Source organism: Actinocrinis sp. (assembly GCF_035946395.1).
Taxonomy (GTDB): domain Bacteria; phylum Actinomycetota; class Actinomycetes; order Streptomycetales; family Catenulisporaceae; genus Actinocrinis.
Map to the genome: position 1 here is coordinate 12,473 of NZ_DASYZI010000301.1, position 26,903 is coordinate 39,375.

The 26,903-nt window shown below is 69.8% G+C and carries 26 protein-coding genes; 14 read left to right on the forward strand and 12 right to left on the reverse strand.

What is annotated here, in order from left to right; all coding sequences use genetic code 11:
* A complete protein-coding gene (coxB, locus tag VGS97_RS18330; RefSeq protein ID WP_414641752.1) occupies positions 1-927 on the reverse strand; it encodes a cytochrome c oxidase subunit II in 927 nt (308 codons plus the stop codon).
* Positions 928-1,369: 442 nt separating this feature from the next.
* On the opposite strand from coxB, the gene VGS97_RS18335 reads away from it, so the two are divergent.
* From VGS97_RS18335 to VGS97_RS18345, 3 genes are all read left to right on the forward strand, one after another.
* Positions 1,370-2,890, forward strand: a complete 1,521-nt coding sequence (locus tag VGS97_RS18335; protein WP_349262180.1) for a cysteine desulfurase/sulfurtransferase TusA family protein — start codon at positions 1,370-1,372, stop codon at positions 2,888-2,890.
* A 207-nt stretch (positions 2,891-3,097) separates the two neighbouring features.
* Complete coding sequence (locus VGS97_RS18340) at positions 3,098-3,661, forward strand: hypothetical protein (protein WP_326854795.1); 564 nt, start codon at positions 3,098-3,100, stop codon at positions 3,659-3,661.
* An 878-nt stretch (positions 3,662-4,539) separates the two neighbouring features.
* Positions 4,540-4,824: a hypothetical protein gene (locus VGS97_RS18345; protein ID WP_326854796.1), complete on the forward strand. Its 285-nt coding sequence runs from the start codon at positions 4,540-4,542 to the stop codon at positions 4,822-4,824.
* Positions 4,825-5,125: 301 nt separating this feature from the next.
* Here VGS97_RS18345 and VGS97_RS18350 read toward each other — a convergent pair whose 3' ends face one another.
* Entirely contained in the window at positions 5,126-5,482 is a 357-nt protein-coding gene (locus VGS97_RS18350; protein ID WP_326854797.1) for an iron-sulfur cluster assembly accessory protein, read from the reverse strand.
* Between the two features lie 194 nt (positions 5,483-5,676).
* Between VGS97_RS18350 and nadA the strand changes: the two genes are divergently transcribed.
* Positions 5,677-6,882 (forward strand): quinolinate synthase NadA, encoded by a 1,206-nt coding sequence (gene nadA, locus VGS97_RS18355; protein WP_326854798.1) that lies wholly within the window; start codon positions 5,677-5,679, stop codon positions 6,880-6,882.
* 24 nt (positions 6,883-6,906) lie between these two features.
* Here the strand turns inward: nadA and VGS97_RS18360 are convergent, their stop codons facing one another.
* The 5 genes from VGS97_RS18360 to VGS97_RS18380 all read right to left on the reverse strand — a co-directional run bounded on the left by VGS97_RS18360 (position 6,907) and on the right by VGS97_RS18380 (position 11,164).
* On the reverse strand, positions 6,907-8,145 hold the full coding sequence (locus VGS97_RS18360; protein WP_326854799.1) for an endonuclease/exonuclease/phosphatase family protein: 1,239 nt from the start codon (positions 8,143-8,145) through the stop codon (positions 6,907-6,909).
* Between the two features lie 125 nt (positions 8,146-8,270).
* On the reverse strand, positions 8,271-8,840 hold the full coding sequence (pspAB, locus tag VGS97_RS18365) for a PspA-associated protein PspAB (RefSeq protein ID WP_326854800.1): 570 nt from the start codon (positions 8,838-8,840) through the stop codon (positions 8,271-8,273).
* A gap of 155 nt (positions 8,841-8,995) precedes the next feature.
* Positions 8,996-9,919 (reverse strand): zinc metalloprotease HtpX, encoded by a 924-nt coding sequence (gene htpX, locus VGS97_RS18370; protein ID WP_326854801.1) that lies wholly within the window; start codon positions 9,917-9,919, stop codon positions 8,996-8,998.
* 175 nt (positions 9,920-10,094) lie between these two features.
* Positions 10,095-10,373: a PspA-associated protein PspAA gene (pspAA, locus tag VGS97_RS18375; protein ID WP_326854802.1), complete on the reverse strand. Its 279-nt coding sequence runs from the start codon at positions 10,371-10,373 to the stop codon at positions 10,095-10,097.
* Entirely contained in the window at positions 10,370-11,164 is a 795-nt protein-coding gene (locus tag VGS97_RS18380; protein ID WP_326854803.1) for a PspA/IM30 family protein, read from the reverse strand. Before VGS97_RS18380 ends, pspAA begins: the two co-directional genes overlap by 4 nt.
* 221 nt (positions 11,165-11,385) lie before the next feature.
* Here VGS97_RS18380 and VGS97_RS18385 point away from each other — a divergent pair, with 221 nt between their 5' ends.
* Both VGS97_RS18385 and VGS97_RS18390 read left to right on the forward strand, forming a co-directional pair.
* Positions 11,386-11,997 carry a DUF3043 domain-containing protein gene (locus VGS97_RS18385; RefSeq protein WP_326854804.1) on the forward strand — a complete coding sequence of 204 codons (612 nt, stop codon included), beginning with the start codon at positions 11,386-11,388 and terminating at the stop codon, positions 11,995-11,997.
* Between the two features lie 82 nt (positions 11,998-12,079).
* Positions 12,080-13,075 carry an aldo/keto reductase family protein gene (locus VGS97_RS18390; RefSeq protein ID WP_326854805.1) on the forward strand — a complete coding sequence of 332 codons (996 nt, stop codon included), beginning with the start codon at positions 12,080-12,082 and terminating at the stop codon, positions 13,073-13,075.
* 9 nt (positions 13,076-13,084) lie between these two features.
* On the opposite strand, the gene VGS97_RS18395 is transcribed toward VGS97_RS18390, so the two are convergent.
* Positions 13,085-13,309, reverse strand: a complete 225-nt coding sequence (locus tag VGS97_RS18395; RefSeq protein WP_326854806.1) for a hypothetical protein — start codon at positions 13,307-13,309, stop codon at positions 13,085-13,087.
* A gap of 63 nt (positions 13,310-13,372) precedes the next feature.
* Between VGS97_RS18395 and cobU the strand changes: the two genes are divergently transcribed.
* The 3 genes from cobU to VGS97_RS18410 are packed head-to-tail and all read left to right on the forward strand — an operon-like array spanning position 13,373 to position 15,993.
* Positions 13,373-13,972, forward strand: a complete 600-nt coding sequence (cobU, locus tag VGS97_RS18400; protein WP_326854807.1) for a bifunctional adenosylcobinamide kinase/adenosylcobinamide-phosphate guanylyltransferase — start codon at positions 13,373-13,375, stop codon at positions 13,970-13,972.
* A gap of 55 nt (positions 13,973-14,027) precedes the next feature.
* Positions 14,028-15,122 (forward strand): nicotinate-nucleotide--dimethylbenzimidazole phosphoribosyltransferase, encoded by a 1,095-nt coding sequence (locus VGS97_RS18405; protein ID WP_326854808.1) that lies wholly within the window; start codon positions 14,028-14,030, stop codon positions 15,120-15,122.
* 7 nt (positions 15,123-15,129) lie between these two features.
* The gene (locus tag VGS97_RS18410) at positions 15,130-15,993 is read left to right on the forward strand and encodes an adenosylcobinamide-GDP ribazoletransferase (RefSeq protein ID WP_326854809.1); all 864 of its coding nucleotides are present in this window, start codon (positions 15,130-15,132) and stop codon (positions 15,991-15,993) included.
* Positions 15,994-16,025: 32 nt separating this feature from the next.
* Here VGS97_RS18410 and gcvT read toward each other — a convergent pair whose 3' ends face one another.
* Entirely contained in the window at positions 16,026-17,180 is a 1,155-nt protein-coding gene (gene gcvT, locus VGS97_RS18415; protein ID WP_326854810.1) for a glycine cleavage system aminomethyltransferase GcvT, read from the reverse strand.
* Positions 17,181-17,319: 139 nt separating this feature from the next.
* Here gcvT and VGS97_RS18420 point away from each other — a divergent pair, with 139 nt between their 5' ends.
* Positions 17,320-18,846 carry a leucyl aminopeptidase gene (locus VGS97_RS18420; protein WP_326854811.1) on the forward strand — a complete coding sequence of 509 codons (1,527 nt, stop codon included), beginning with the start codon at positions 17,320-17,322 and terminating at the stop codon, positions 18,844-18,846.
* 28 nt (positions 18,847-18,874) lie between these two features.
* Here VGS97_RS18420 and VGS97_RS18425 read toward each other — a convergent pair whose 3' ends face one another.
* Entirely contained in the window at positions 18,875-19,216 is a 342-nt protein-coding gene (locus tag VGS97_RS18425; RefSeq protein WP_414641750.1) for an oxidoreductase, read from the reverse strand.
* Between the two features lie 378 nt (positions 19,217-19,594).
* On the opposite strand from VGS97_RS18425, the gene lpdA reads away from it, so the two are divergent.
* The 4 genes from lpdA to VGS97_RS18445 all read left to right on the forward strand — a co-directional run bounded on the left by lpdA (position 19,595) and on the right by VGS97_RS18445 (position 25,207).
* Positions 19,595-21,010, forward strand: a complete 1,416-nt coding sequence (gene lpdA / locus VGS97_RS18430) for a dihydrolipoyl dehydrogenase (protein WP_326854813.1) — start codon at positions 19,595-19,597, stop codon at positions 21,008-21,010.
* 50 nt (positions 21,011-21,060) lie between these two features.
* A complete protein-coding gene (gene sucB / locus VGS97_RS18435) occupies positions 21,061-22,881 on the forward strand; it encodes a 2-oxoglutarate dehydrogenase, E2 component, dihydrolipoamide succinyltransferase (protein WP_326854814.1) in 1,821 nt (606 codons plus the stop codon).
* A 206-nt stretch (positions 22,882-23,087) separates the two neighbouring features.
* The gene (locus VGS97_RS18440; RefSeq protein ID WP_326854815.1) at positions 23,088-23,792 is read left to right on the forward strand and encodes a hypothetical protein; all 705 of its coding nucleotides are present in this window, start codon (positions 23,088-23,090) and stop codon (positions 23,790-23,792) included.
* Between the two features lie 155 nt (positions 23,793-23,947).
* Positions 23,948-25,207 carry an NAD(P)/FAD-dependent oxidoreductase gene (locus VGS97_RS18445; RefSeq protein ID WP_326854816.1) on the forward strand — a complete coding sequence of 420 codons (1,260 nt, stop codon included), beginning with the start codon at positions 23,948-23,950 and terminating at the stop codon, positions 25,205-25,207.
* A gap of 11 nt (positions 25,208-25,218) precedes the next feature.
* On the opposite strand, the gene VGS97_RS18450 is transcribed toward VGS97_RS18445, so the two are convergent.
* Entirely contained in the window at positions 25,219-25,866 is a 648-nt protein-coding gene (locus tag VGS97_RS18450; protein WP_326854817.1) for a class I SAM-dependent methyltransferase, read from the reverse strand.
* Between the two features lie 136 nt (positions 25,867-26,002).
* The coding region (locus tag VGS97_RS18455; protein WP_326854818.1) for a Gfo/Idh/MocA family oxidoreductase at positions 26,003-26,903 on the reverse strand (901 nt) is incomplete at its 5' end.

The window sequence follows — 26,903 nt, forward strand, 5'->3', positions numbered from 1 at the left end:
TCACCAGCCCACACCTCCATTCGCGTTCTGTCCCTTGACACCGGTCATCGGGCCGACGCGGCAGGGGATGCCCTGCTCGCCGGCTCCGGCGTTGGTGCCGCAGCCGATCGGCAGCTGGCCGGTCTTGCCGTCCTGCTGGAGCTGCGCGAGGTGGGCCTTGTACTGGTCCGGCGGGACGACGTCGACCCAGAAGAGCATCCGGGAGTGGTCGATGCCGCACAGCTCGGCGCACTCGCCGATGAACTCGCCCTGCTTGGTCGGCGTCAGCTCGAACTGGTTGACCCGGCCGGGGACCACGTCCAGCTTGAACAGGAAGGCCGGCACCCAGAACGAGTGGATGACGTCCGGCGAGGTCAGGGTGAACTTCACCTTCTCGCCGAGCGGCAGGTACAGGTGCGGCGGCTGCCCCGGGGTGCCCGCGTCGTAGACCGCCGGGCCGCCGGAGCTGAAGACCTGGCCGGTGGCAGCGTCATAGTTGTAGTTGAACGACCAGCTCCACTGGCGTCCGACCACGTTGATGCTGGTCGACTGGTCCGAGGTGATCTTCAGCAGCGAGGACTCGTCCTTCGCCGTGAAGTAGAACAGCACCCCGACCATGATCGTCGGCACGATCGTGTAGAGCACCTCGATCGGGATGTTGTACTTCGTCTGCGGCGGCACCTCGATGCCGTGCCTGGAGCGGCGGTGGAAGAAGCTGGACCACAGGATCAGCCCCCATACCACGGCGCCCACGGCGAACGCGGCGATCCACGAGCCCTGCCACAGGTGCAGGATGGTCGGCGCCTCGGCGCTCGCCGGGTCGGGGAAGCCGAGCCGGGTGAAGGCGTTGCTGCAACCGGTGGCCGTGACCAGGACGGCGCCGGCCAGCGCCACGCGGGCGATCAGTCGCCTCTTCGCGGCCGAAGCGCCGCCACTTTGACGCTGTATTGACGCAGCGCCCCGGCGCCCGCGAGCGGGATCGCTCAGCGCGCGCGGCCTGCGTTCGGAGCCGTACTGACTCAACGTACCCTTCCCGGAGTCTCGCCCTGCTCACCGGCGCGGCCGACCGGTGTCTGCGCGACCGCGGCGCCCGGAGTGCGGGCAGGGGGATCAGTTCTGCGGCCAAACCCTACTCCAGCGGTTTCCGCGTCGAGCGGGCAGGTACCCCTCAGCTTCGCAGGGCCGATCGCGGCCTCACGCATACGGACTAATCGCTGGTCAGATCGGGTCATCTCACCGGCACCGGCCTAGGCAACGCGGGCAAGGACGTAGGGTCGTACGCAGGACGTTGTCCTATACGTGGGAGCGTTGAGCGTTGTTGAACTTGAACGACAGGGACGACATACACGACACGCACGCAGTCTTTCTCGACGCCGCGTCAGGCGAGCCGATGGATCCCGTGGCGCGCGAGGCGTACCTGGCCGCGCTCGATGACGGCTGGGCAGACGCCGACCGCCTGTACCGCGAGGGGCGGCGTGCGCGAATGCTGCTCGACGCCGCGCGCGAGGCAGTCGCCGAGGTGCTGGGCGCGCGTCCGGACGAGACGGTGTTCACGACGTCGGGCACAGCGGCCATCCACCTCGCCGTCGCGGCCATGACCAAGGGCCGGTCACGGACCGGCAGACGGATCGTGACCAGCGCCGTCGAGCACTCGGCAGTGCTCCACGCGGCGGCATTCACCGCAGCGCAACTCGGCGGTGGACACACAACGGTCCCGGTGACCAGATCCGGCGAACTGCGGATGGACGCCTTCGCCGAGGCGTTGGCCACCGGAGACACCGCGCTGGCATGCGTGCAGTACGCAAATCACGAAGTCGGAACACTCCAGCCAATCGAGCAGGCCTGGGAACTCTGCACAAAATCCGCCGAGTCCCCCACACCATCCCTCACATCATCTCCCGCATCACTGCAATCCCCCGAATCTCCCATCCGCCCCATCTCTCCCATCCCCCTCCTAGTCGACGCTTCCGCCGCACTCGGCCGCATCGCCCCGCCACAGCGCTGGTCCGCCCTGATCGGATCGGCGCGGAAATGGGGTGGCCCGGCCGGCGTCGGCGTTCTAGCGGTGCGGAAGGGAACCCGTTTCGCCGCCGCGTGGCCTGAGGACGAACGTGAGCGCGGACGTGCGCCCGGCCCGGTGAACGTCCCGGCCGTACTCGCCGCCGCAGCGGCGCTGCGGGCACGCGAAGCCGAGCGCGAGACCGTCGCCGCGCACCACCGCGACCTGGTCGCGCGCATCCGTGCCGAAGTCGCACGAACCGTCCCGGACGTCGAGATCGTCGGCCATCCGGACCGCCGATTGCCGCACATCGTGACCTTCTCCTGTCTGTACGCGTCAGGCGAGGCGCTGCTGACGGCGCTGGACCGCGCCGGCTACTCGGTCTCGTCCGGCTCCTCGTGCACGGCCTCGACCCTGACGCCGAGTCACGTACTAGAGGCGATGGGCGTACTCAGCCACGGGAACGTCCGGATCTCACTGCCCTGGCGCATCACGTCGGACGACGTGGACCGCTTCCTCGCCGACCTGCCCGCGATCGTCGCCGCAGTGCGTGCCGAAGCCCCCTCTGCTTCGAACTCCTCTGCTTCACCCCCTCTTGTTTCAACCCCCTCCGCTTCCGCCAAAAGCATGAACTTCCCCTCCACCGCCGACCCCGTCCCGACCACCTCAGCGACCGACAGCACCACCATTGACGCGCTCGGCCTCCGATGCCCCATTCCGGTGATCAGACTGGCGAAGCAGATCGACCAAGTGCCGATCGGTGCCACTATCAGAGTGCTGGCGGACGACCCGGCCGCTCGCCTCGACATCCGCGCCTGGAGCGAGATGCGGGAGCACAGCTACGTCGGCGAGGAGCCGGTGCCCGAACGCGGCGAGTCGGCCGTCGCGTACCTAGTGCGCCGTGAGCACTAACAACGCACTAACAACACTGAGGCGCGAGGACCAAGGACCGAGACCCCGAAATAGTTCCCAGAACCGCGGAACCCGAAGGCTCCCGCCGTCGTCCAAGCACAGACGAACACCGAACAGAACAGGCCAGGCACAGCTCGACCGCGAAAGAGCACGCGTACGACGAGAACGAGAACATGAGTAGTACAAGCAGAAGAGGACGGTGACCCGATGATCGGCCTACTTCGACTTCGACGTGGCGCAGCTGGCGCGGCGCTGGCCGTCGTGACCATGGGGCTCGCGTCGACGCTCGCCGCATGCGCGAGCGGCACCAATTCGGTGAACGGCAGCCCCGTCGGCGCCGCGGGCGGTGCCAGCGGGATCACGACCGTCCCCGGCTCACCCACCCCCTCCGGCACCGCCACGCCGAGCCCGCCCTCGACAGTCAATCCGGGCGGCCCGATGAGCCCCGTACCCTCAGCTTCGCCGTCACCCGGCGCGCTACTCACAGCGCCGCCAGCCAAGTCGAGGTACGCCCCGATCGACCAGGAATCGCAGTCCGCCGACGGCAGCACGCTCTACCTTGAGATCGAGGCGCGCGGCGGCGCCTGCGGCCAATACGTCGAGGTCCTCCAGCAGTCGAGCACCGAGGTACGCGTCGGCTTGGCCCAGCTCGAACCCAGGGTCGGCGTGATGTGCCCGAACTACATCGGCCCGCGCACATTCACGCTCAAACTGCCCAATCCGGTAGGCACCCGCACCGTGATCGATCTGGCCACCGGCAAGAAGATCTGATCATGACAGCGCCGGCGCCGAGCCGTCCAAGATCGCTAGTGACTCTTCGTACACAAACGCTCAGGAAAATCTTGGCATCGAAGGGAACCACCCTGGCGATGCAGCCGTTTAACTCTACAGAAGGCGAGAAGAAGCATTACACTGCGTGATGCGGACTTGCTGAAGGGGTATCAAGGCAAAGAGGGGTACGAAACACAGGGGACCAGTGTGAAGACTCGCGCCCGCAGGGCTCTCCCCCCGGCCCTGCGGACGCTGTAGCGGATCCCGGGCAGCCACCCGTCGGCGCACGGGTGCGGGATCCGGCGCACAAAGGCAGGACCCCCGCCATCGTTTGTGGGTAGCGATGGTCGGGGGTCCTGCTGCGTCTCCGGAAGATGCAGTTTTATGGATGGGCGCAGGCGGATGCCGCGCCCATTTTTTTCGTCGTACCTCACCTCTGAACAGCTACACTCGCACCGAAACGGCGCGGATGTCACCCAAGACCGCTTGAGCACAAGCGCCGTTCCGGCGTCGTCCGGACGTAGTAGGGTCGTAGCTCAATTCCTAGATAGAGAGCGACCTGTGATCACGTCCTCGGACAAGTCCACTGGTACCAGTCAGCGTCGGGCTCGCATACGCACGCTCATCGCAGGCATAGTGTTGGCTACGGGCATTGTCACGGCGGCGGTCACCTCCCAGAGCGGTTCGCCCACTGCTCTTTCTGCGCGCTACACAGCAGAGGTTAATAACAGCCAGTTAATATGGATGAGTTAGCTACCTTGCCGTGCCGTCAGGTGTATTGCGATGAGTCTCGTCCTGCACGAACGCGTCAGGCTCCGCGGCACTCATAGTTCTGCGTCGGATTCGTTTTGGCCGTTTTCTTGGTCTGATGGGATCTCATGGCGATCGAGCTCGCCATCTTGCTCGCGTCGTTGCGATCGGAGATCGACCGGGCATGGCTTGAGTCGGCCAGGAAGTACGTGCCTGGAGCTTCTTCAGGTGGCGGTGGAGAACTCGGCCAAGGCGGACGCGGGGGTGTGGTTTTGGGTGCTGTCGCTGGGTGGCCGGGCGCAATAAACTCGGCCGAGACGCACGTGATCAAGCTTCGGCTGGCCACTGTGACTGATACCGGTGAAGCCGTTGATACCGCCGACGGCGTTTTGGGTCTGATGTCGGCGGGCTGACGCCGCGTGAGCAGGTTCGACAAGGCCCGCGTGGCCGAAGTGATCGTCAAGCACGAATGTCGTGCGTGCGATGCAGATCCATCGGCTTCATCGGCCGCGTGGAGGAACGCCGACGCGAGCCGGTGCCTGACGGAGTGTCAGTGTGATTATGAACACAATGTGGCTGAGCGGGTGGCTGCGAGAAGTGGCGACGGCAGCTACAGGCAATGGCTACATGCGACGGCGGACGGACGGAGAGGATGCTCCGTCCGTCCGCCGTGCGATGCCAGACGTCCGGCACCCGGCGCAAGTTCAAGTGAACTCAGTGGAAGCTCTCGCCGCAGGCGCAGGAACCGGTGGCGTTCGGGTTGTCGATCGTGAAGCCCTGCTTCTCGATCGTGTCCACGAAGTCCACGGTGGCACCGACCAGGTACGGGGCGCTCATCCGGTCGGTGACCACCTTGACGCCGCCGAAGTCCGAGACGACGTCGCCGTCGAGCGCGCGGTCGTCGAAGTAAAGCTGGTAGCGCAGGCCGGAACAGCCGCCCGGCTGGACCTGGACCCGCAGCGACAGGTCGTCGCGGCCCTCCTGGTCGAGCAGGTTCTTGACCTTGCCGGCGGCGGCCTGCGTCAGGAGGATGCCGTCCTGCTTGGTGGTGATGTCAACCTCAACCGTCATGCTCTCTGCCTGCCTTCGAGAAGTCCGCGTCCATCGGCTCGACCGATCAACACGACCGGGGGGCCGCATATTCCACACTGCCCCGCGAGCCGGTTGACCACTCCCATGGTCGCACAGTCCGGCGCCGTCCCGGGTAGCCCGCCTGCGGTAGGATAGTTTACGTCAGTTAGACGATAAAGGCTGTGGGAGGCGAAGTGACCGTCACGACCGTCACGACCGGGGCCGTCACGACCGAAGGGGTCTTCGCCGAGCCGGCGGCGACGCCGCTCGCGCTGCTGTTGCTCGGGCGGGCCGCCGACCCGCGCAGCGAGCGCGGCGTCGAGTGTCCGGGCGACCTGCCCGCGCCGAGCGACCCAGGCCTGGTGGAACGCGCGGCGAAGGCCAAGGCCGCGCTCGGCGACCGGGTGTTCGTGCTCGGCCACCACTACCAGCGCGACGAGGTCGTGCAGTTCGCCGACGTGACCGGCGACTCGTTCAAGCTGGCCCGCGACGCCGCCGCCCGGCCGCAGGCCGAGTTCATCGTCTTCTGCGGCGTGCACTTCATGGCCGAGTCCGCGGACATCCTGACGTCGCCGAACCAGCAGGTCGTGCTGCCGGACCTGGCGGCGGGCTGCTCGATGGCGGACATGGCGACGGCGGAGCAGGTCGAACAGGCCTGGGACGCGTTCGTCGGGCTTGGTATCGCGCAGCAGGTGGTACCCGTCTCGTACATGAACTCCTCGGCCGACATCAAGGCGTTCACCGGGCGGCACGGCGGCACGATCTGCACCTCCTCCAACGCCGAGCGCGCGCTGCGCTGGGCCTTCGAGCAGGGCGAGCAGGTGCTGTTCCTGCCCGACCAGCACCTCGGTCGCAACACGGCGGTGCGCTCGCTCGGGCTTTCGGCGGATGACTGCGTGCTGTACGACCCGTACAAGCCGGACGGCGGGCTGACCGAGCGTCAGCTGCGCGAGGCGAAGATGATCCTCTGGCGCGGGCACTGCTCGGTGCACGGCCGCTTCACCGTCGAGTGCGTCGACGAGGTCCGCGAGCGGATCCCGGGCGTCAACGTGCTCGTCCACCCGGAGTGCCGGTTCGACGTGGTGCAGAAGGCCGACTACGTCGGCTCGACGGAGTACATCATCAAGACGCTGGAGGCGGCCGAGCCGGGCAGTTCGTGGGCGGTCGGCACCGAGCTGAATCTGGTGCGGCGGCTGGCGAACGCGCATCCCGACAAGCAGATCGTCTTCCTGGACAAGTCCGTCTGCTACTGCTCCACGATGAACCGGATCGACCTGCCGCACCTGGTCTGGACGCTTGAGTCGCTGGTGGCGGGCAAGGTGGTCAATCGGATCACTGTGGACGCGCAGACTGCGCGGTACTCGCGGCTGGCGTTGGAACGGATGCTCGCGCTGCCGTAGGGGTGCGGCCTGTCAGAGGTGCAGTCAGAGGTGCAGGTCGATCTCGATCGGCAGGTGGGTCTGGCCGCCGGCCAGGGCGGGGAGCACTACGGAGTGCACCGGAGTGGCGCCGCGCACCAGCAGGTCGTCGAGGCGGACCACCGGGAACTCGGCAGGCCAGGTGAAGCCGAAGCCGTCTCCTGCGGCGCCCTGCGCGGAGGTCAGGCCGAGACCGGAGCTGAGCTGCGTGAAACGGCGGTCGGTCTGCGCGACGTTGATGTCGCCGACGATGGCCAGCTTGTCGGCGTGGTCCGCCGCGACCGTGCTGACGAGGCGATTCACCGCCTCGTCGCGCACCTTCGCGAAGCCTTGGTCGCCGAGCACCGGCTGGGGTATGTGCACGACGTACAGCACCAACGGGCCCTGCGGCGTGCTGACGGTGACGCGCAGCGCGCCGACGACGACGTGCGGGACGGCGGCGACCAGGGCGGTGGCGCCGTTGCTGGTGTCCGAGTCGGTCGTGGTCACGCCGATCGCGCGCGCATCGGTGATCTTGTAGCGGCTCCAGACGCCGTACTCGTACTGCGTGATGTGGAAGCCGTATGTCGAGTTCAGGTACTGTGTCGACGGCGACGAGGCGAGCGTCGGTGGCAGGTGCTCCAGGGTGACCACGTCGGCGTGCTGGTTGGCGGCCAACTGGCCGACCGCGGCGAGCTCTACCGAGGACGCGTTCACGTCCTCGCTGATCACGCGCAGGTTCGGCGGCAGCGGGTCACCGCGCGGGAAGAGTTCGGGGCCGTAGACGCCGAGCCAGACCGCGGCGGCCACCCCGGTGGCCAGCAGACCGCGCAGCGAGCGGGCGAAGGCCGCGGCGATCAGCAGGAGCGCGGTGGGCACGGCGAGCCACGGCAGCCAGGTCTCCAGCAGCGAGGCCAGGCCTGCGGTGTCCGGCAGGAACCGGTGGCTGGCCAGGAACGCGGCGAGGACCCAGCCGAGCACCGCGACGCCGGTGCCTATCTGCTGGCGGGCCGACGGCCAGGGACGACCGTGCCCTCCGGCGTGCTCTGGCGGCTCTTCGCCGCCGTAGGCCAACGTCGGTTCGTAGCCGTCTGCGCCGCCTCGATCCACCCCATCCTCGGAGTTCTGGGCATCGGAGTCCTGGGCGTCCGTGCCGCCGGGTAGGTCCTCACCGCTGCGCGGGCGGGGGAAGACGGGGGTCGGCGTACTGCTCGCCGTGTCCTGGTCCTGCGCGCCGCCGATTCCCCGCTGCGGCTCGACCGCCACTGTGTTTCCCTCCGCCACTCGCCGAAACCCGCACGAGCGTAGCGGCTGCGCTCCGCCGACTGGCAAGCGGGCTGCATCAATCGTGGCAGAGGTGTGACGTGCGCTTCAGGGGTCCTGAGCCCGGGTCACAGACCGGGCGCGCCCCAGACCGGGAACCAGCGGCTGGTGTCCTTCTCCAGCGGCAGGTCCACGCCGATCTCGGTCTTCATGTTGAGTTCGAGCACGTTGTCCCGGATCGACGCGCCCTTGGGGGCGAAGGGGTAGAACGTGCCCTTCTTGTACAGGTAGACCAGCGCGGCCTTGCGGTCCTGCTGGTCGCGGAAGGAGAACAGGCTGCACAGCAGGTACGGCCCGAAGCCGTGGTCCTGCAACGAGGAATTCACCGCGTGCACGTCGGTGACCAGGTCGGAGAGCTGCTCCGGGTCGCGGCGCACCAGCAGCCAGGTGTAGCCGTACTGGTCGGTGGACACCTCGACCCGCGGGCCGTCGAAGCCCTCGATGAGCTGCTCGACGTCCGCCTCGACCTCGGCGAAGGCGCCGCCCTCGGCCTTGCGGTAGCAGACCGCTCCATAGCCGGTGGGCTTGAGGCCGAGCGCCACCTCGATGGTGAGCGCGGCGTTGGTCACGGCGAACAGCTGGTCCAGATTGGGCTGCACGGGCTTGCTGCGGCCCAGCAGCGTGTCGAGGAATCCCATGGTGGGGGCGGTCCCTGGTCGAGGTAGGTGGCGGGTGGGTATCGCACTGGCGCGGCCGTCGTGCCGCGCCGGGCGGGCCGGGTCAGCGGCGAAGAGAGTGGTTGGGACGTGGCGCCGGATGGGCCTGGCGTCTGGCGCGGCCCCGGCGCCACATCTCAGCCACGACCCAGCTGCCGGGAGATCTGGGCGAGCTGCTCGATCCGCTTCTCGGTGGTCGGGTGCGAGGAGAACAGCGACTTGGCCGTCTCCGCGTTGAAGGCCGGGGTGAAGTAGAAGGCGTTGAACGGCTCGGCCTGGCGCAGGTCCTGGGTCGGGATCTTGGCCACGTCCCCGGTGATCTTCTGTAGCGCCGAGGCCAGCGCGGAGGGGTTGCCGGTCAGCAGCGCGCCGGACCGGTCCGCGGCCAGCTCGCGGTAGCGCGAGAGGGCCATGGTCAGCATGAAGGAGATCGCGTAGGTGACCATCGAGACCAGCAGGATGATCAGCTGGATCGGCACGCCGCCGTCCCGGTCGTCGCGCCGGTCGCCGCCGAGGCCGAACCAGAACGCCATGCGTGCGACCAGGCCGGCCAGGATGCCGAGGAACGAGGCGATGGTGATGACCAGCACGTCCCGGTGCGCGACGTGGGAGAGCTCGTGCGCGAGTACGCCCTCGAACTCCTGGTCGGTCAGCTCCTTGCGCTTCCAGCGGTCGTACAGCCCGGTGGTCACGCAGATGACGGCGTTGCTCGGGTTGCGGCCGGTGGCGAAGGCGTTGGGCATCGGCGTCTCGGCCACGGCCACCCGGGGCTTGGGCATGTCGGCCAGCGCGACGAGCCGGTCGACCACGCCGTGCAGATCGGGGTACTGCTCCGGGCCGACCTCGCGGGCGCCCATCGCGAAGGCCGCGATCTTGTCGGAGAAGAAGAACTGGACGAACAGGATGACGCCGGCGATGACGAGCACGACCGGCAGGCTGCGCGCGGGCACGAACGCGATCAGGGCCGCGACGAACGCGACGGCCAGCGCGCCGATGAGGAACATGACGAAGACCATGCGGGAGGTCAATCCCCGGTCTGGCGCGAACCTCGTCCTGGCCACGAGTGGAGCCGTCCTTCCGAAAACTCTGCCACGCCCTGCCGCCGGTGCGGCGGCGGGGCCCGCTGGTGGTGGCGGGGACCGGTCGGTCCGCCGCCGTCACCCGGCACAACGGGCTGCCGGGCGGGGAAGTTCCCTTCGATCCCCCGCTGCCCGGACGGGCGCTCTGGAGGGTCGCTCAGCCCGGGATCAGTCCGTCGCTGGAGAGCAGGTCGCGCACCTCGTCGAGGGACGAGTCCGCGCTGGGCAGGATGAAGTCGCTCGGCTTGATCTCCTCGACCGGCAACGGCTCGCCCAGTTCGCGCACCCGGACCAGCAGCGAGTCCATCGCGGTGCGGAACTTGGCCTCCTCGCCCTCTCGGACCGCGGCCATGAGCTCGTCGTCGAGCTCGTTCAGCTCGTCGAGGGCCTCCTTCTGCAGGATCAGCTGGCCCTCGCCGAGAATGCGGACGATCACTTGGAGTCGCCCTCCCTGTCCTTGACCTCGGCGTCCTGGATCGCGCCCGGCTTGGCCACGCCCGAGGTGCCGGCCTCCAGCTGCTTGGTCGAGCCGCCGGCCAGCTCAAGCTTGAGCCGCTCAAGCTCGTTGTCCACGCCGCTGCCGCTGGAGAGCCGGTTCAGCTCGGCGTCGATGTCGTCGCCGGTGGTCAGCGCGGCCAGCGGGTCGTCGAGCGCGCCGGTGGCGGTCAGTTCGGTCATCGCGTCCGCACGGGCCTGAAGCTGCGCGGTCTTGTCCTGCGCGCGCTGTATCGCCAGGCCGACGTCGCCCATCTCCTCGGAGATGCCGGTGAGCGTCTCCGCGATCCGGGTCTGCGCCTGCGCGGCGGTGTAGTTGGCCTTGATGGTCTCCTTCTGGGTGCGGAAGGCGTCGACCTTGGCCTGCGCGCCCTTCACGGCCCTGGTCAGGTTCTCTTCCTGCTTGATCAGGTTCTCGTGCTGGGGCGTGAGCGTGGTGATCTGCTGCTGGATCTCCGCCTTGCGGGTCAGCGCGTCCCGGGCCAAGTCCTCGCGGCCCATCTCCAGCGCCCGGCGAGCCTGCTGATCACGCTTCTCCGCGTCCTGCTGCACCTGCTTTATCTGTAGCTCGATGCGCTTGCGCGCGGTGGCGACGTCAGCGAGCGAACGCCGCAGCTGCGTCATGTTCTCCAGCTGCTTCTGGTATGCGTAGTCCAGCGTCTCGCGTGGATCCTCGTACTTGTCCAGGGCCTTGTTCGCCTTGGACTTGAAAATCAAGGAAACACGCTTCATGACTCCGTCGGCCATGGGCCCTCCAGGTCCCCCTTCAGCGGCGCCGTGAGGCGGCTCGTGCGGTCAGTGCCCACGATAGTTCTTTGCGTCCGCCCTGAGCCAACCAAACCGCGCTAATAAAAGGCGACTGCGGTGCGGTGCCGCGGCTGTGCGATGGCTGCGCGATCCACTTGGGCCGGCGCGGGTTATGTGCCCGGCCGCGGAGCGTTTACGCTTCCCTCGTGTTCCGACGACGCTCCGCCGATCAGGCCGTGGCCGACGCCCCGGCCGAGACCGCCACCTCCTCCCGGCCGACGGCCGACCGCACGCCAGACCGGTCCAAGGCCGGCGCGACTCCGAGTCGGCGAGAGGCCGAGGCCGCTCGCAAGGTGCGGCTCGGCGCGATGCCGTCCGACCCGAAGGAACGTCGCAGGGCAGAACGGACCGTGCGTAACGAGTCGTATCAGCGGCAGCGGGACGCGATCAAAAGCGGGGACGCGAGGAACTATCCGGCGCGTGACTTCGGTCCCGCGCGCGCGTTCGTTCGTGACTACGTGGACGGACGGCTGCGCCTGATCGAGTTCTTGATGCCCATCGTCGTCATGGCGTGGGCCACTCTCGTGCTCCGCAGCGCTGTGATCTACGCCTACGCGTCGTTCGTGATGGAGTTCGTCGTCCTCGTCGGGATCGTGCTCGGCGTCTTGCTGAACGTCCGGGTGAAGCGTGCGGTGCGGGAGAGGTTCGGCGAGGCCGAGGCCCGCGGCACCGGGTTCTACGCGTTCTCCCGCGCGGCGATGCCGCGGTTCCTGCGCCAGCCGAGGCCAACTGTGGACTTCCGGGGTAACCCGAAGTAGGGACGTGACACGGGCTCCGCGTCACGCGACCCGTTGTGCGACCGCCATCGAAGCAGCGGCGCCAGGCGGTACGTTGGGGTCCATGGAGTTCCGACACCTCGGCCGCAGCGGCTTGGTCATCAGCGAGATCGCATACGGCAACTGGATCACCCACGGCTCCCAGGTGGAGGCGCAGGCCGCACACGCGTGCGTGCGCGCCGCGCTGGACGCCGGGATCACCACTTACGACACCGCGGACGTCTACGCGGACACCAGGGCCGAGTCCGTGCTCGGCGAGGCCCTCAAGGGCGAGCGCCGCGAGGGCCTGGAGATCTTCACCAAGGTGTACTGGCCGACCGGCCCCGGCAAGAACGACCGCGGGCTGTCGCGCAAGCACATCCTCGAATCGATCGACGGCTCGTTGCGCCGCCTACAGACGGACTACGTCGACCTCTACCAGGCGCACCGGTACGACCACGCGACGCCGCTTGAGGAGACCATGGTGGCGTTCGCCGACGTGGTGCGCTCGGGCAAGGCGCTGTACATCGGCGTGTCGGAGTGGCGCGCCTCGGAGATCCGGGCGGCTGCCGCCTTGGCCCGGGAACTGAAGGTGCCGCTGGTCTCCTCGCAGCCGCAGTACAACATGCTGTGGCGGGTCATCGAGGCCGAAGTCGTGCCGGCCTGCGAGGAGCTGGGGATCGGCCAGATCGTCTGGTCACCGATCGCGCAGGGCGTGCTGACCGGCAAGTACGTTTCCGGACGGCCGGTGCCTGAGGGCTCCCGGGCGACCGACGCGACCGGTGGCAATTTCATCCAGCGGTGGATGACGGACGACGTGCTCGACCGGGTGCAGCAGCTCAAGCCGCTCGCCGATCAGGCGGGTCTGACGCTGGCTCAGCTCGCGGTGGCGTGGGTGCTACAGAACCGCAACGTCTCGGCGGCGATCATCGGCGCGTCACGGCCCGAGCAGGTCGCGGAGAACGTCAAGGCCGCGGGCGTGAAGTTGGACGCCGGGTTGCTCAAGCAGATCGACGAGATCGTCGAGCCTGCTGTGACGCGCGACCCGGCGATGACCACGTCTCCCGTGCAGCGCCCGTAGCCGGTTCGATCAGGCAGGCGGCGACTCCTGGAGCGACATCGGGCCGTAGATCACGGCCCCGTCCTCCAGGAGCGTGACCTGCTCGACCTCGGCGGCCAGCAGCTCGGGCCAGTTCTCGCCGATCCAGGTCTCCGCGTCGCCCTGAGTCGAGTAGGCGGCGTGCTCGCCCTCGACCGGGACGACGGGTTCCACCTCCACCCCCGATGCGTTCTCGTACCGCCATGTGAATGCCATGGCCGCTACCCTATCCAGTGCCCAGGCAGGCAACGCTCGCATCAAGGCGTTAGGCTGCGCGCGATGCGTTCAGGGACAACTCAGCAGCGGCACACGACCGCGTGGCGTGCCCTCGTACTCGGCGGCGCACGGAGCGGTAAATCGGCCTTCGCCGAGCAGCTGCTGTCGGACGATCCGGACGTCCTTTACGCAGCAACCGCTCCGCGTTACGAAGGCGACAGCGAGTGGGCCGAGCGCATCGCCCGGCACCGTGAGATGCGACCGGCGTCATGGCAAACGGTCGAGGTCGGCGATACACCGGACCGGCTCGCCACGGTGTTACGACACACGGAACGCACGGTGCTCGTCGACTCACTCACCCTCTGGCTGACGGCTGCGATGGACGCCGTCGGGGCGTGGGACGACGAGGCGTGGCGCGCCGGCGGGCCGCGTAGGGAACTCGACCGGCTGGTATCCGACCTCGTTGATGCGTATGCGAATCCCGCGCACTCAGTGATCGTGGTCAGCGACGAGATCGGCTTGGGTGTCGTACCGGAGTCGAGGGGCACGCGCCGCTTCCGTGACGAGCTCGGGCGGCTGAACCAGGCTTTCGCCGCGGCGGCGGACGATGTCTCGCTCGTCGTTGCTGGGATTCCGCTGCGCCTGAAACCGCACAGCTCCTAGTCCATACAACTCCCAATCCACACAGCTGAGGCACGCGTACTAGGCTCCGGGAGCGATGGACACGACAGAGCTGGAGAAGATCGCCGAGGGTGTGGCGCGGCCCGACGAGGCGGTTCGCGAGGCGGCCCGGGTGCGCTGGGCCGAGCAGGTGGCGCTGCCGCCGCGCTCCTTCGGCCGGATCGAGACGCTGGCGCAGTGGCTCGCCGCGGTCCAGGGCGTGTGTCCGCCCCGGCAGCTCGACCGCGCCCGTGTGGTGCTGTTCGCCGGGGACCACGGGATCGCCCGGCACGGCGTCAGCGCGTACGCGCCTGAGGCGACAGCCGCGCTGGTACGCCGGATCGCCGGGGGCGGCGGTCCCGTGCAGGCGCTGGCCCGGGTCCAGCAGGCGTCGGTGCGGGTCCTGGACGTGTCTGTGGACTGCGATCCGGACGACTTCGCAGAGCTGCCGGCCGAGGTCTCGGCGGGCCGGGTCCGGCGCGGCACCGGCCGGATCGACCAGGAGCGGGCCTGCTCGCGGGACGAGGCCGCGGCGGCGTTCCGGCTGGGCATGGCGACCGCGGACGCCGAGGTGGACGCCGGAGCGGACCTGCTGATGCCGTCGCTGATCGGGGTCGGGCACTCCACCCCGGCGGCGGTGCTGATCGGCGTGTTGACCGGGGCGGACGCCGCCTCGGTGACCGGGCGCGGCAGCGGCATCGACGACAATGCGTGGATCCGCAAGTGCGCGGCGGTGCGCGACGCGATGCGCGCGGCGCGGCCGGTGCTGATCGACCAGGTCGAGTTGCTGGCCACGTGCGCCGGACCGGACTTCGCGGCGCTGACCGGTTTCCTGGTGCAGGCGGCGGTGCGCCGGACCCCGGTGCTGCTGGACGGGCTGGGCGCTGCGGCGTGCGCGGTCCTGGCGCAGCGCATCGCGTTCCGCACGCCCGACTGGATGCTGGCCGCGCATCGCTCGCCGGACCTGGCCTATCAGAAGGCGATCGAACGGCTGAACCTGGATCCGCTGCTGGACTTCAAGGTGCGGGCGGATGGCGGCTGCGCGGCGCTGCTGGCGCTGCCGCTGCTGCGCGGCGCGGTGACGATCCTCGCCGAGACCGGCTCCTACGCCGAGGAAGGCCTACCCGAACCGCTGTTGCGCTCCCGGTTGTGACCCTGGCGTGGACGAGCAGTCAGACCATTGCGATGCGGCGGCGGGCGGCGAGCCGAGCTCCGAGCCGGGCGATGGCGACGACGGCCGTCCGGGGCGGATATCCGGGGTAATCGGCGGCCTGCGTCTTTCCGTCAGCACTCTCACGATCGTGCGGGCGGGCGCTCCACGCGTCGACAGGCGCGCGGCGGGAGCGGCGATGATCTCCGCTCCGCTGGTCGGCCTCGGCGTGGGAGCCGTGGCGGCGGGGGCGGGTCAGGTCGTGCAGTGGTGGACCCGGGCGCCGCTGATCTCGGCGAGCATCGCGATCGCCGCGCTGGCGGCGTTGACGCGCGGGCTGCACCTCGACGGCTTGGCCGACACGGCCGACGGCCTCGGCTCCGGCAAGCCCGCCGCCGAGGCCCTCGACATCATGAAGCAGTCCGACATCGGACCGTTCGGCGTGGTGGCCCTGATCCTGGTCCTCGCGGTGCAGATCAGCAGCCTGGCGGCGGCGTACGACGTCCACCGGGGCCCGGTCGCGGTCGTCGTCGCGGCGATGACCGGGCGGCTGGCGGTGACGGCCGCGTGCAGCGGACCGATCCCGGCGGCTCGGCCCGACGGGCTCGGCGCATGGGTCGCCGGCTCGGTTCGCGTACGCACAGCGATGGCGGCGGGGATTGCCGTCGCCGTGGTGTCCGGGCTGCTCGGCCTGATCGTCGACCCGCAGACGGCGGTGCTGGCCGTCGCCGCGGTACCGCTTGGTATCGCAGGCGCGCTGGTGCTGCTGATCCGCTGCGTCCAACGCTTCGGCGGCATCACTGGCGACGTGCTCGGCGCGCTGGCCGAGACGGGCGCGGCGATCGCGCTGCTGGTGCTCGCCGCGCGGCCGTAGGGCGGATCAGTGAGTCAGATCAGCGGGTCGGATCAGCGGGTCGAGGGCGTGACGAATGGCGGCTTGGTCACCGTGAATGCCGCGCGCCGTCCGCGTACGTCCAGGTAGACGGTGTCACCGGCTGCGGCCGTCGGGGGCAGCAACGCGAGCGCGATGCCCATTTTGAGCGACGGAGAGAAGGTTCCGCTGGTGACTTCGCCGATCACTGAGCCCTGATCGTCAAGGACCTCCATGTGCGGGCGCGGGATCGCCCGGTCGACTTGACGCAGGCCCCACAGCAGGCGGCGCGGGCCCGCGGCCTTCTCCGCAAGCAGCGCCTCGCGGCCCCAGAACGCCTCCTTCTTCCAGCCCACCGCCCAGCCCGCGCGCGCCTGCACCGGGGTGATCTGCGGCGAGAGGTCCTGGCCGTGCAGCGGGTAGCCCATCTCGGTGCGCAGCGTGTCGCGGGCGCCCAAGCCGCACGGCTTGATCTCGAACGGCTCACCGGCACGCAGGATCGCGGTCCACAGCTCGTCCGCGTCGTCCCAGCGGCAGACGAGTTCGTACCCGTGCTCGCCGGTGTACCCGGTACGACAGACCGTCAGCGGCCTTCCGTCCCAGGTCGCGGTAGCGAACGCCATGTAGTCGTGGTCCGCCGGCAGCCCCAGGGACTTGAGCAGGTCGGCGGAACCGGGGCCCTGCACCGCGAGCACCGCGAAATCCGAGTGCTGATTCGTCACGGCGATCCCCGCCGGGGCGGCCGCGGCCAGCCGGCGCACGACCTCGGTGGTGTTGGCCGCGTTGGGGATCAGGAAGACCTCGTCCTCGGACTTCACGTACGCGATCAGGTCGTCGATCACGCCGCCGGTCGCCTCGTCGCAGGCCAGGGTGTACTGCGCCTGGCCGGGGCCGACCCGGCGCAGGTCGTTTGCCAGCGTCGTGTTGACGAAGTCGGCGGCGCTCGTCCCGTCGGCCGCGCGGCCCGACACCGTGGCCTTGCCGAGGTGGCTGACGTCGAACACGCCGACTCCGGTGCGCACCACGGCGTGCTCGCCGACGACCCCGGAGTACTCGATCGGCATCTCCCAGCCGCCGAAGTCGGCCATCTTCGCGCCGAGGGCGAGGTGGCGGGCGTGCAGCGGCGAGGTGAGCAGGGGCTCGCCGGCGGGCTGGGCCGGCTCCGGCCGGGCGGATGGCGTCTCTGGCATGTGCCGAGCCTACCGAACGGTCGGCTGGGCGCTCGGGAAACCCCTTGTTCGCGCCCTATCGGCCAACCGGCTCGCGCACGCCGCCGAGGCGTGCGGTTACGATGCGGAAATCCCGCCAACCTCCAGAACAGGAACAGACGTGACCAAGATTTCACTGAAGGCCGGCCCGGCGGCGGCCGTCGAAGCCGACGCGATCGTCATCGGGGTCTACCAGGGCGAGGACGGCGTGGTGCTCGCGCCGGGCGCCGAGCCCGTGGACGAGGCCCTCGGTGGGAGTCTCGCCGCGACGTTGAAGGCGCTCGGCGCGACCGGTGCCGCCGACGAGGTGACCCGGGTGCCGGCGAACGGCTCGCTGGCCGCCGCGGTGGTGGTCGGCCTCGGGCTCGGCCCGACCGTCGACGGTGAGGTGGTCGGGGCGGTCGGTCTGGAGGAACTGCGCCGAGCCGCCGGGTCCGCCGTGCGCGCGCTGGCCGGGCTCGGCACGGTGGCGGTGGTCACTCCGGTCGCGGGCGCCGAGGTCGTCGAGGCGACCGCGCTCGGCGCGGCCCTCGCCGCGTACTCCTTCGACCAGTTCAAGACCGGCGACGCCGCCGACCGCAAGAGCCCGGTCCAGGAGATCGTGCTGGTCACCCCGGACGAGCCGAACGACGAGGCGCAGTCGGCCGGTCGACGCGCTCAGGTGCTCGCCGACGCGGTCAAGGCAACCCGCGACCTGATCAACACGCCGCCCTCGCACCTCTACCCGGAGGCGTTCGCGGATGCGGCGCGTGCGGCGGTCGAGGCGGCGTCCATCGACGGCCTCACCATTGAAGTGCTTGACGACGAGGCGTTGCGCGAGGGCGGCTATGGCGGCCTGACCGGCGTCGGCCAGGGATCGACACGCAAGCCGCGCTTGGTGAAGGTCGCCTATGCGCATCCGGACGCCCGACGCTCGCTGGCCTTTGTGGGCAAGGGCATCACCTTCGACACCGGCGGCATCTCGCTCAAGCCGGCCGGCGCGATGGACACCATGAAGTGCGACATGTCGGGGGCTGCGGCGGTGGTTCAGGCGGTCGTCGCGGCGGCGAAGCTCGGCCTGCCGGTGAAGGCGACAGCGTGGGCGGCGCTGGCCGAGAACATGCCGGGCGGCGGGGCGATCCGTCCGTCCGACGTGCTGACCATGTACGGCGGCAAGACGGTCGAGGTGATGAACACCGACGCCGAGGGGCGGCTGGTGCTGGCCGACGCGATCGTGCGCGCGGCGCAGGACGACCCGGACGCGATCGTGGACGTGGCGACGCTGACCGGTGCGCAGGTGATGTCGCTCGGTCACCGGACCGCCGCGGTGATGTCCAACGACGAGGAGTTCCGCACCCAGGTCGAGTCGGCGGCCGAACGGGCCGGCGAGGACGTCTGGCCGATGCCGCTGCCCGCGTACCTGCGCAAGTCGATGGACTCGGACGTGGCCGACATCTCCAACATCGGCGAGCGGATGGGCGGGATGCTCGTCGCCGGGCTGTTCCTCAAGGACTTCGTGGAGGACGGCATCGCGTGGGCGCACCTGGACATCGCGGGTCCGGCGTTCAACTCGGCCGCGCCGTACGGTTACACGCCGAAGGGCGGCACCGGCTACGCGGTGCGCACCCTGGTGCAGCTCGCCCAGGACGCAGCCGACGGCCTGCTCTGAGCGCGGCCGGATGGTCGCAGACCGACAATCAGATTTCGCGCTTCGCCTTGACCTCCGCGGCGATGCGGGCGTTCCAGTCCCGCATCCGCTGCGGGTAGCCGACCACGGCGGCGTCGTAGGCCGGGATGCCGAGGCGGTGCGCGAGCTGGTGCGCGGCCTGCGGTCCGGGCACCCGGCGGCGAGTCCACTCGCCGTCCTCGGCAACCAGCACCACTGTGGTTTCTGTCACAGCCGTGCGCGGCTCGACGAAGGCCTCGACACCCGTCCGCGCACGCGCGAAACGGGCCAGATGGGCTTCGTCCTCCCGGAAACGGCGGCCGTCCACGGCTCCGCCACCTGCGGACCTACTCCTGCGGGCGAACAACGCCACCGTGCATCACCTCGTTGAGTTCAGCCGGCCACGACCGGATTGCGGACGAGCGCGTTCGCTGCGCCGACGGGTGGCCGAACCGCTCGCCTCCACGGTGGACTCACCGGTCAGGCATGCGCAACCGCGCCCTCCCCGACCGCACTAAGCTGGCACCGACCGACTGCCCGACCAGCAGTCCCAACCGCAGCCCGATCCGTCGGGACCGCACTCGCCGAGAGGCCGCTCACCTGCGCGGGTGGCAGGATGCTTGTCAGTGTGCCATCCCAGAGCCCTCGGCGGTCCGGGATCCCGCCAGCCGGCCCGCGAGAAAACCAGAGACGGAAAAAGACCAGGGTCGGGCGGACGGGCGCACACGTTGAAGACGCGAGGAGACGACAAGTGGCTGACGCCGGGAATGTGTTCGACGTAGTGATCCTCGGCGGCGGGTCCGGCGGCTACGCCTGCGCCTTCCGCGCCGCCGACCTGGGCATGAACGTCGTGCTGATCGAGAAGGGCGAGCTCGGCGGGACCTGTCTGCACCGCGGCTGCATCCCCACCAAGGCGCTGCTGCACGCGGCCGAGGTCGCCGACCTGGCCCGCGAGGGCGCGAGCTTCGGCGTGCAGACCCAGTTCACCGGCATCGACATGGCCGGGGTGAACAGCTACAAGGACGGCGTCGTCGGCGGGCTGTACAAGGGCTTGCAGGGCGTGGTGAAGGCCCGCAAGATCACCTTCGTGGCGGGTGAAGGCGTGCTGAGCGCGCCGAACCAGGTGACCGTGAACGGCGAGGTCTACACCGGCCGCAACGTGGTGCTGGCCACCGGCTCGGTGCCCAAGTCGCTGCCGGGCCTGAACATCGACGGCCAGCGGATCATCAGCAGCGACCACGCGCTCAGGCTGGACCGGGTCCCGGCGTCGGTCGTGGTGCTCGGCGGCGGCGTGATCGGCTGCGAGTTCGCCTCGGTGTGGAAGTCCTTCGGCGCCGACGTGACCATCATCGAGGCGCTGCCGCACCTGGTGCCGCTGGAGGACGAGAACAACTCCAAGCTGCTGGAGCGGGCGTTTCGCCGACGGGGTATCAAGTTCGAGCTGGGCAACCGGTTCTCGGGCGTCGAGACCGTGGCACTTGCTTCCGGGGAAACCGGCGTGCGCGTCTCCACCGCGAACGGGAAGACCTTCGACGCGGAACTGCTGCTGGTCGCGGTCGGCCGCGGCCCGGTGTCCGCGAACCTCGGCTACGAGCAGGCCGGGGTCGTCGTGGACCGCGGCTATGTGAAGGTCAACGAGTACTGCCAGACCTCCGCCCCCGGCGTGTACGCGGTCGGCGACCTGATCCCGACGCTGCAACTCGCGCACGTCGGCTTCGCCGAGGGCATCCTGGTCGCGGAGCACATCGCCGGCCTGGACCCGCGCCCGATCGACTACGACGGCGTGCCGCGGGTCACGTACTCGCACCCTGAGGTAGCCTCCTGCGGCGTCACCGAGACGGTGGCGAAGGAGCGGTACGGGGCCGATCACGTCAAGACGCTGAACTACAACCTGGCCGGCAACGGCAAGAGCAAGATCCTCAAGACGCAGGGCGAGGTCAAGCTGGTGCAGATCGTCGGGGTGCCGGGTGAGGACGACCGGGTGGTCGGCGTGCACATCGTCGCGGACCGGGCCGGCGAGTTGGTGGCCGAGGCGCAGCTGATCTACAACTGGGACGCCACGCCGGGCGACGTCGCTCAGTTCGTGCACGCGCACCCGACACAGGGCGAGGCGCTCGGCGAGGCGCACATGGCGCTGGCCGGCAAGCCGCTGCACGTGCACGACTGACGGTCCCCTTCCCGAACGACGACGACGAAAGAAGTCAGGAGAGAAGACTCATGCCGGACAGTGCTGCTTATACGGCTGGCGCCGTGCGGGTGACGATGCCCGCGCTCGGTGAGTCGGTCACCGAGGGCACCGTGACCCGGTGGCTGAAGCAGGAAGGGGAGTCGGTCGAGGTCGACGAGCCGCTGCTCGAAGTCTCCACCGACAAGGTCGACACCGAGATCCCGTCGCCGGCCGCCGGCGTGGTGCTCGCGATCAGGGTCGGCGAGGACGAGACCGTCGCGGTCGGCGCCGAGCTGGCGCTGATCGGCGGGCCGAACCAGGCTCCGGCAGCAGCTGCGCCCGCAGCGGCACCGGCGGCCATGCCCACGGACGCTGTGCCGGCGCCCGCCCCAGCTCCGGCGCCCGTGTATGCCCCAGCACCCGCGTACGTTCAGGCACCGCCCGCTCCGGCTCCGGCGCCTGCCCACGCCGGTGGCGCGGTGAGCGGTACTCCGGTCGTGCTTCCGGCACTCGGCGAGTCGGTGACTGAAGGCACCGTCACCCGCTGGCTCAAAGCGGTCGGCGAGAGCGTGCAGGCCGACGAGCCGCTGCTGGAGATCTCCACCGACAAGGTCGACACCGAGATCCCGTCCCCGGCCGCCGGCGTCGTGCTCGCGATCAACGTCGGTGAGGACGAGACCGTCGCGGTCGGCACCACGCTCGCGGTGATCGGCGCCCCGGGCTCCGCCCCTGCACCGGCTCCGGCCCCCGTCCCGGTCGCGCCCGCACCAACTCCAATGGCCCCCGCGCCTGTGCTCGCGCCCGCCCCTGTGGCTGCCACACCCGCCCCCGCACCGACCTACACGCCTGCCCACGCACCCGTCCCCGCCGCAGCCCCAGCACCCGTCCCGGCTCCCGCGCCCGTCAATGCAGCAGCGGTCGACGAGGGCCCGGGCGCGTACGTGACCCCGCTGGTCCGCAAGCTCGCTGCTGAGCGCGGCGTGGACCTCGCCAAGGTCGACGGCACCGGCGTCGGCGGACGCATCCGCAAGCAGGACGTCATCGACGCGGCGAAGGCTCTGGTCCCGCCGACCCCCGCGCCCGTGGCCGTCAACGGCACCGCTCCGAGCGCGGCGCCCACACCGGCCGTGCCGGTCGCGGTCTCCCCGCTGCGCGGACGCACCGAGAAGCTGACGCGGCTGCGTGCGCTCATCGCCAAGCGGATGGTCGAGTCGCTCCAGGTCTCCGCGCAGCTGACCACCGTGGTCGAGGTGGACGTCACCGCGATCGCCCGGCTGAGGGAGCGGGCCAAGAAGGACTTCGAGGTCCGCGAGGGCGTCAAGCTGTCCTTCCTGCCCTTCTTCGCGGTCGCCGCCATCGAGGCGCTCAAGCAGTACCCGCAGCTCAACGCCTCGATCGACGTTGAGGCCGGGACCGTCACCTACCACGGCTCGGAGAACCTGGGTATCGCGGTGGACACCGAGCGCGGCCTGCTGGTCCCGGTGATCAAGAACGCCGGGGACCTGAACCTCGGCGGCGTCGCCCGGGCCATCGCGGACCTGGCCGGGCGCACCCGCGACAACAAGGTCTCCCCGGACGAGCTGGCCGGCGGCACGTTCACGCTGACCAACACCGGGTCGCGCGGCGCGCTGTTCGACACCCCGATCATCAACCAGCCGCAGGTCGGCATCCTGGGCACCGGTGTCGTGGTGAAGCGCCCGGCCGTGGTCACCGACCCGGTGCTCGGCGAGGTCATCGCGGTGCGCTCGACCGTCTACCTGGCGCTCAGCTACGACCACCGGCTGGTGGACGGCGCCGACGCCGCCAGGTTCCTGACCGCGATCAAGTCACGGCTGGAAGAAGGGCGCTTCGAGTCCGAACTCGGCCTCTGAGTCCGGCCGCGCCCCGCAGCACACTGCCGTCCCGGCGACTCCTTGCCATCGCAGATCGCCGGGACGGCTGTTATTTACGCAGGTCACGGCCTGTGCGCGCCGAGCGGGCCGGACGGCGGCTGAGAAGACCCGATGCGCTTGCTCAGAATTAGGTTGTACGGTAAACCGACCGACGGGTGGCACTACTTCCGAGGAAGCGCGAGACGATGGCATCGCAGGCCAGCAAGCGCAGCGCGCAGGAGCGCCGGGCGCAGATCGAGAAGATGCGCGCGGAACAGGCGCGCAAGGACCGGCAGCGCAAGATCTACTTCGGCATCGGCGCGGGCGCCCTGGTGGCCGTGCTGGTCGCCGCGCTGGTCGCGCTCGGCCTGTCGAAGTCGAACTCGTCCACGCCGGCGAACAACAGCAACCAGACTCCGAACGCGCTGGCCCAGACCTGGGACGGACTGACCGGCCAGACCGTGGACGGCGTCTCGGCGCAGACCTCCGAGCAGCTCGTCTACCACATCCACGCGCACCTGGCGATCTACGTCAACGGCACCCAGAAGGCCGTCCCGGGCGGCATCGGGATAACCCAGCCCTGGCAGACCTCGCAGCAGCAGGACGGCTCGGCCTTCATCGACGGCGGCAAGCAGATCTACTACGTGCACACGCACGACTCAAGCGGCATCATCCACATCGAGTCGCCGACGCAGACCACGTACACGCTCGGCCAGGTCTTCGCCGAGTGGAACCAGCCGCTGTCCGAGACCCAGGTCGGCCCGGCCACCGGCAGCGTCATCGCCTACGTGAACGGCCAGAAGTACACCGGCGACCCGTCGAAGATCCAGCTGACGCCGCACGCCGTGATCCAGCTGAACGTCGGCAAGGACGTCGCCTTCGCACCGTTCTCGTTCCCGTCGGGCCTGTAGGAACCGGCCCACAGAAGCAGGGCCCTGTCTCACTGGGCACCGCGCGGTGTCCTCCCGGCCAACGGCCCGGAGGACACCGATATTCGGATTCTGACGATCCCTCAGCGGGTAGGAAAAACCGGGATGCCGGTACGGACTCGCTGGGGGTTTCTCGTATGCGTGTTGACGTGTGCGTCGTCGGCGGGGGCATCGCCGGGCTCGCCGTGGCGGCGCGGCTGGCGGAGTCGGGACTGGCGGTCACCGTCCTGGAGTCCGGGCAGCAGATCGGCGGGCGGGCGCGGGACGAGCGCGTCGACGGATACACCCTCTCGGACGGCGGCCACCTGCTGCACACCTCCTGGTCCACGCTGCGCCAGACCGTCACGCCGGCCGGGCTCGCGCTCGGCGGCTTCTCTCCGGGCGTGCGGATCTGCGCGGGCGGGCGGCGCATCCGCTTCGGCGCCGCCCCGACCCGGCCGCAGCAGCCCTTCTCGGCGCTGCGCATGCCGATCGGCACCACGACCGACAAGGCACGGCTCTCCAAGCTGCTCTACCGGCTGGCGACCGGCGCCCCGGAACGCGCGCTGGAGGGCCCGGAGCACTCCGCCGCGGATTCGTTCGCGGTGCGCGGCTACTCCGGGGAGCTGATCGACCAGTTCCTGCGGCCGTACCTGGCTGGGCTGGCCGCCGACGAGGACCTGGCCGTGTCGGTGCGCGGCGCCGACTGGCTGCTGCGGCTGCTGGTGCGCGGCAGGTTCGCCGTGGCCGGCGCCGGGATCGGAGTCGTGGCGCGCGAACTGGCGGGCCAGCTTCCGAAGGGCACCGTACAGCTGGGCACGCGCGTCCACACGGTGCGCGCGGACCGCGTGGTCAGCAACGCTGGGGAGATCAGGGCGCGTGCGGTGGTCGTCGCGGCCGGACCGTACAGCGCGGTCGAACTGCTGCCCGGCCTGCACGAGCCGCGGATGCGGTCGGTGACCACGCTCTGGCACGCCGCCGACGAGGCCGAGATCCCGGCCGAGCCGGACCGGTCGCCGTCAGTGCTCGTCGACGCGGAGCCGGGTTCTCCGGTCGCGCGCACGATGGTGGTCAGCCGGGCCGCGCCCTCCCTCGCTCCGCCGGGCCGCGCGCTGGTCGCGACGACCGTCTACGGCGAGGACGGAAAGCAGCTCGCGGCGCTCGACCGCACCGTGCTGGAGCGGCTCGCCGACCTGCACGGACCGGCGGCCAGGCGCTGGGAGACCATTGACATCCGGCACGTCGAACACGGCGTGGTGACAATGCAGTCCCCGCACAACTTCGCCCGGCCGGTGCGTCTCATCAACGGGCTATACGTGTGCGGGGACCACCGGGACCTGCCGAACATCGAGGGCGCGCTCCAGTCGGCCCGCCGCGCGGCGAGCGCCGTCGTCGAGGATCTCAGGGCGCGCTCTTAGCCGGTACCGTCTCAGTCGCGGCGGAACTCGGCGCGCCAGAGGCGGTCGGCCGCCGGGCCCGGACCCGGCGCCCCGGAGTACGTCAGCATCTCGATATCGACCGGAATGAGGACGCCCGTCGCCAAGGCGTCGACCTCCGCGCGAGTGAGCGGCCACGGCGGAATGCCACCGTTCTTGTATTCGTCCCCGACGAACGCGATGGCGAGCAGCGTGCCACCCTCGCCGACCAGGCGCCCGACGGAAGCGATGGCGTCGGCGCGCGGCGGGTCCGGCAGCGCCTGCACCGTGTAGATCTCGACGACGAGGTCGAAGGCGCCCAGCCATTCCTTGGGCAGGTCGAGCAGGTCGGCGGTCGTGTACGTGACGGCTGAATCGGGGTGCTCGCGCCTGGCGAGGCTGACCGCGGTCTCCGAGACGTCGAACGCGGTGGTGTCGAATCCGAGACCTGCGACGTATTCCGCGTCGACGCCCAGTCCGCAGCCGACAACGACGGCGCGCCGGCCACTGCCGGTCACGGCGCGCTTCCCGACCCAGTCGAGCAACAGCGGGTGCGGGACGGGGCGGTGCCATGGCAGCGTCAGCTGGCCTCCGGCCGCGCCCTGGTACATCGCCTCGAAGAAGTCGGCCGGGGTAGCTTCCCGGCCCTCAGTCTCTGCCATGGTGTCCCTGCCACGTGTCGTGACCCCGCCGCGTTTGCGCGGTCGGTGCGCCGGATGAGTGCACTGTCGATCTCATCACATCAACGGCGACCGCGCTCCTTGAAGCGTGCTGTCACCCCTCGGGCCGCACACCCGGTCACTCGATCGGGTAACGCAGCCCGATCTGCTCGCGCATCAGGTCCATCGTGCGCATGATCGACAACGTCTCGTCGAGCGGGATAACCGGGCTTTCCGTCTCACCCGCGCGCAGCCGAGCGGCGACCTCGCCGGCCTGGAATCGCAGACCTTTGCCCTCGTGCGGATGCCCCAGGCTCTGGACCGTCCCGTCGAGCAGGCTCAGCCGCAGCGGCTGCTCACCGCCGGTCCAGTGCGGCATGTCGATCCGGCCCTTCGTGCCGGTGATCGACGCCGTGTTCGCGGTGCGCGAGTCCAGGGACGTGGTGATCAGCGCATGCGCGCCGCTCGGATAGCCGAACACCGCCGAAGTCTGCGCGTCCACGCCCGTGACCGCGGGGGTTGCGAACGCGGCGACCCGGTCCGGCGTGCCCAGCAGCATCGAGGCGAACGAGACCGGGTAGACGCCCAGGTCGAGCAGCGCGCCGCCGGCGAGCTCGGGGGCGAGGACCCGGTGCGCCGGGTCGGAGCTGAGTACTTCGCTGCGGTCGACGGCCAGCGACCGGATCTCACCGATCCGGCCCTCGGCCAGCAGGTCCCGCAGACCGACCTGGTGCGGCAGGAACCTGACCCACATCGCCTCCATGAGGAAGACCCCGGCAGCGCGCGCCGCAGCGATCATTCGCTCAGCCTGGGCCGCGTTGACAGCGAACGGCTTCTCGCACAGGACGGCCTTACCCGCCGCGATCATGGTCAGGGTGACGGCCTCATGTCCGGTGTGTGGCACCGCGACGTAGATCGCGTCGACGTCGGGATCGGCGGCCAGGGCGTCGTAACCAACGTGACGATGCGGTACGTCGTGCCGGTCGGCAAAGGCGTCCGCAGACGCCTGTGATCGTGAGCCGACCGCGACGAGTTCGGCG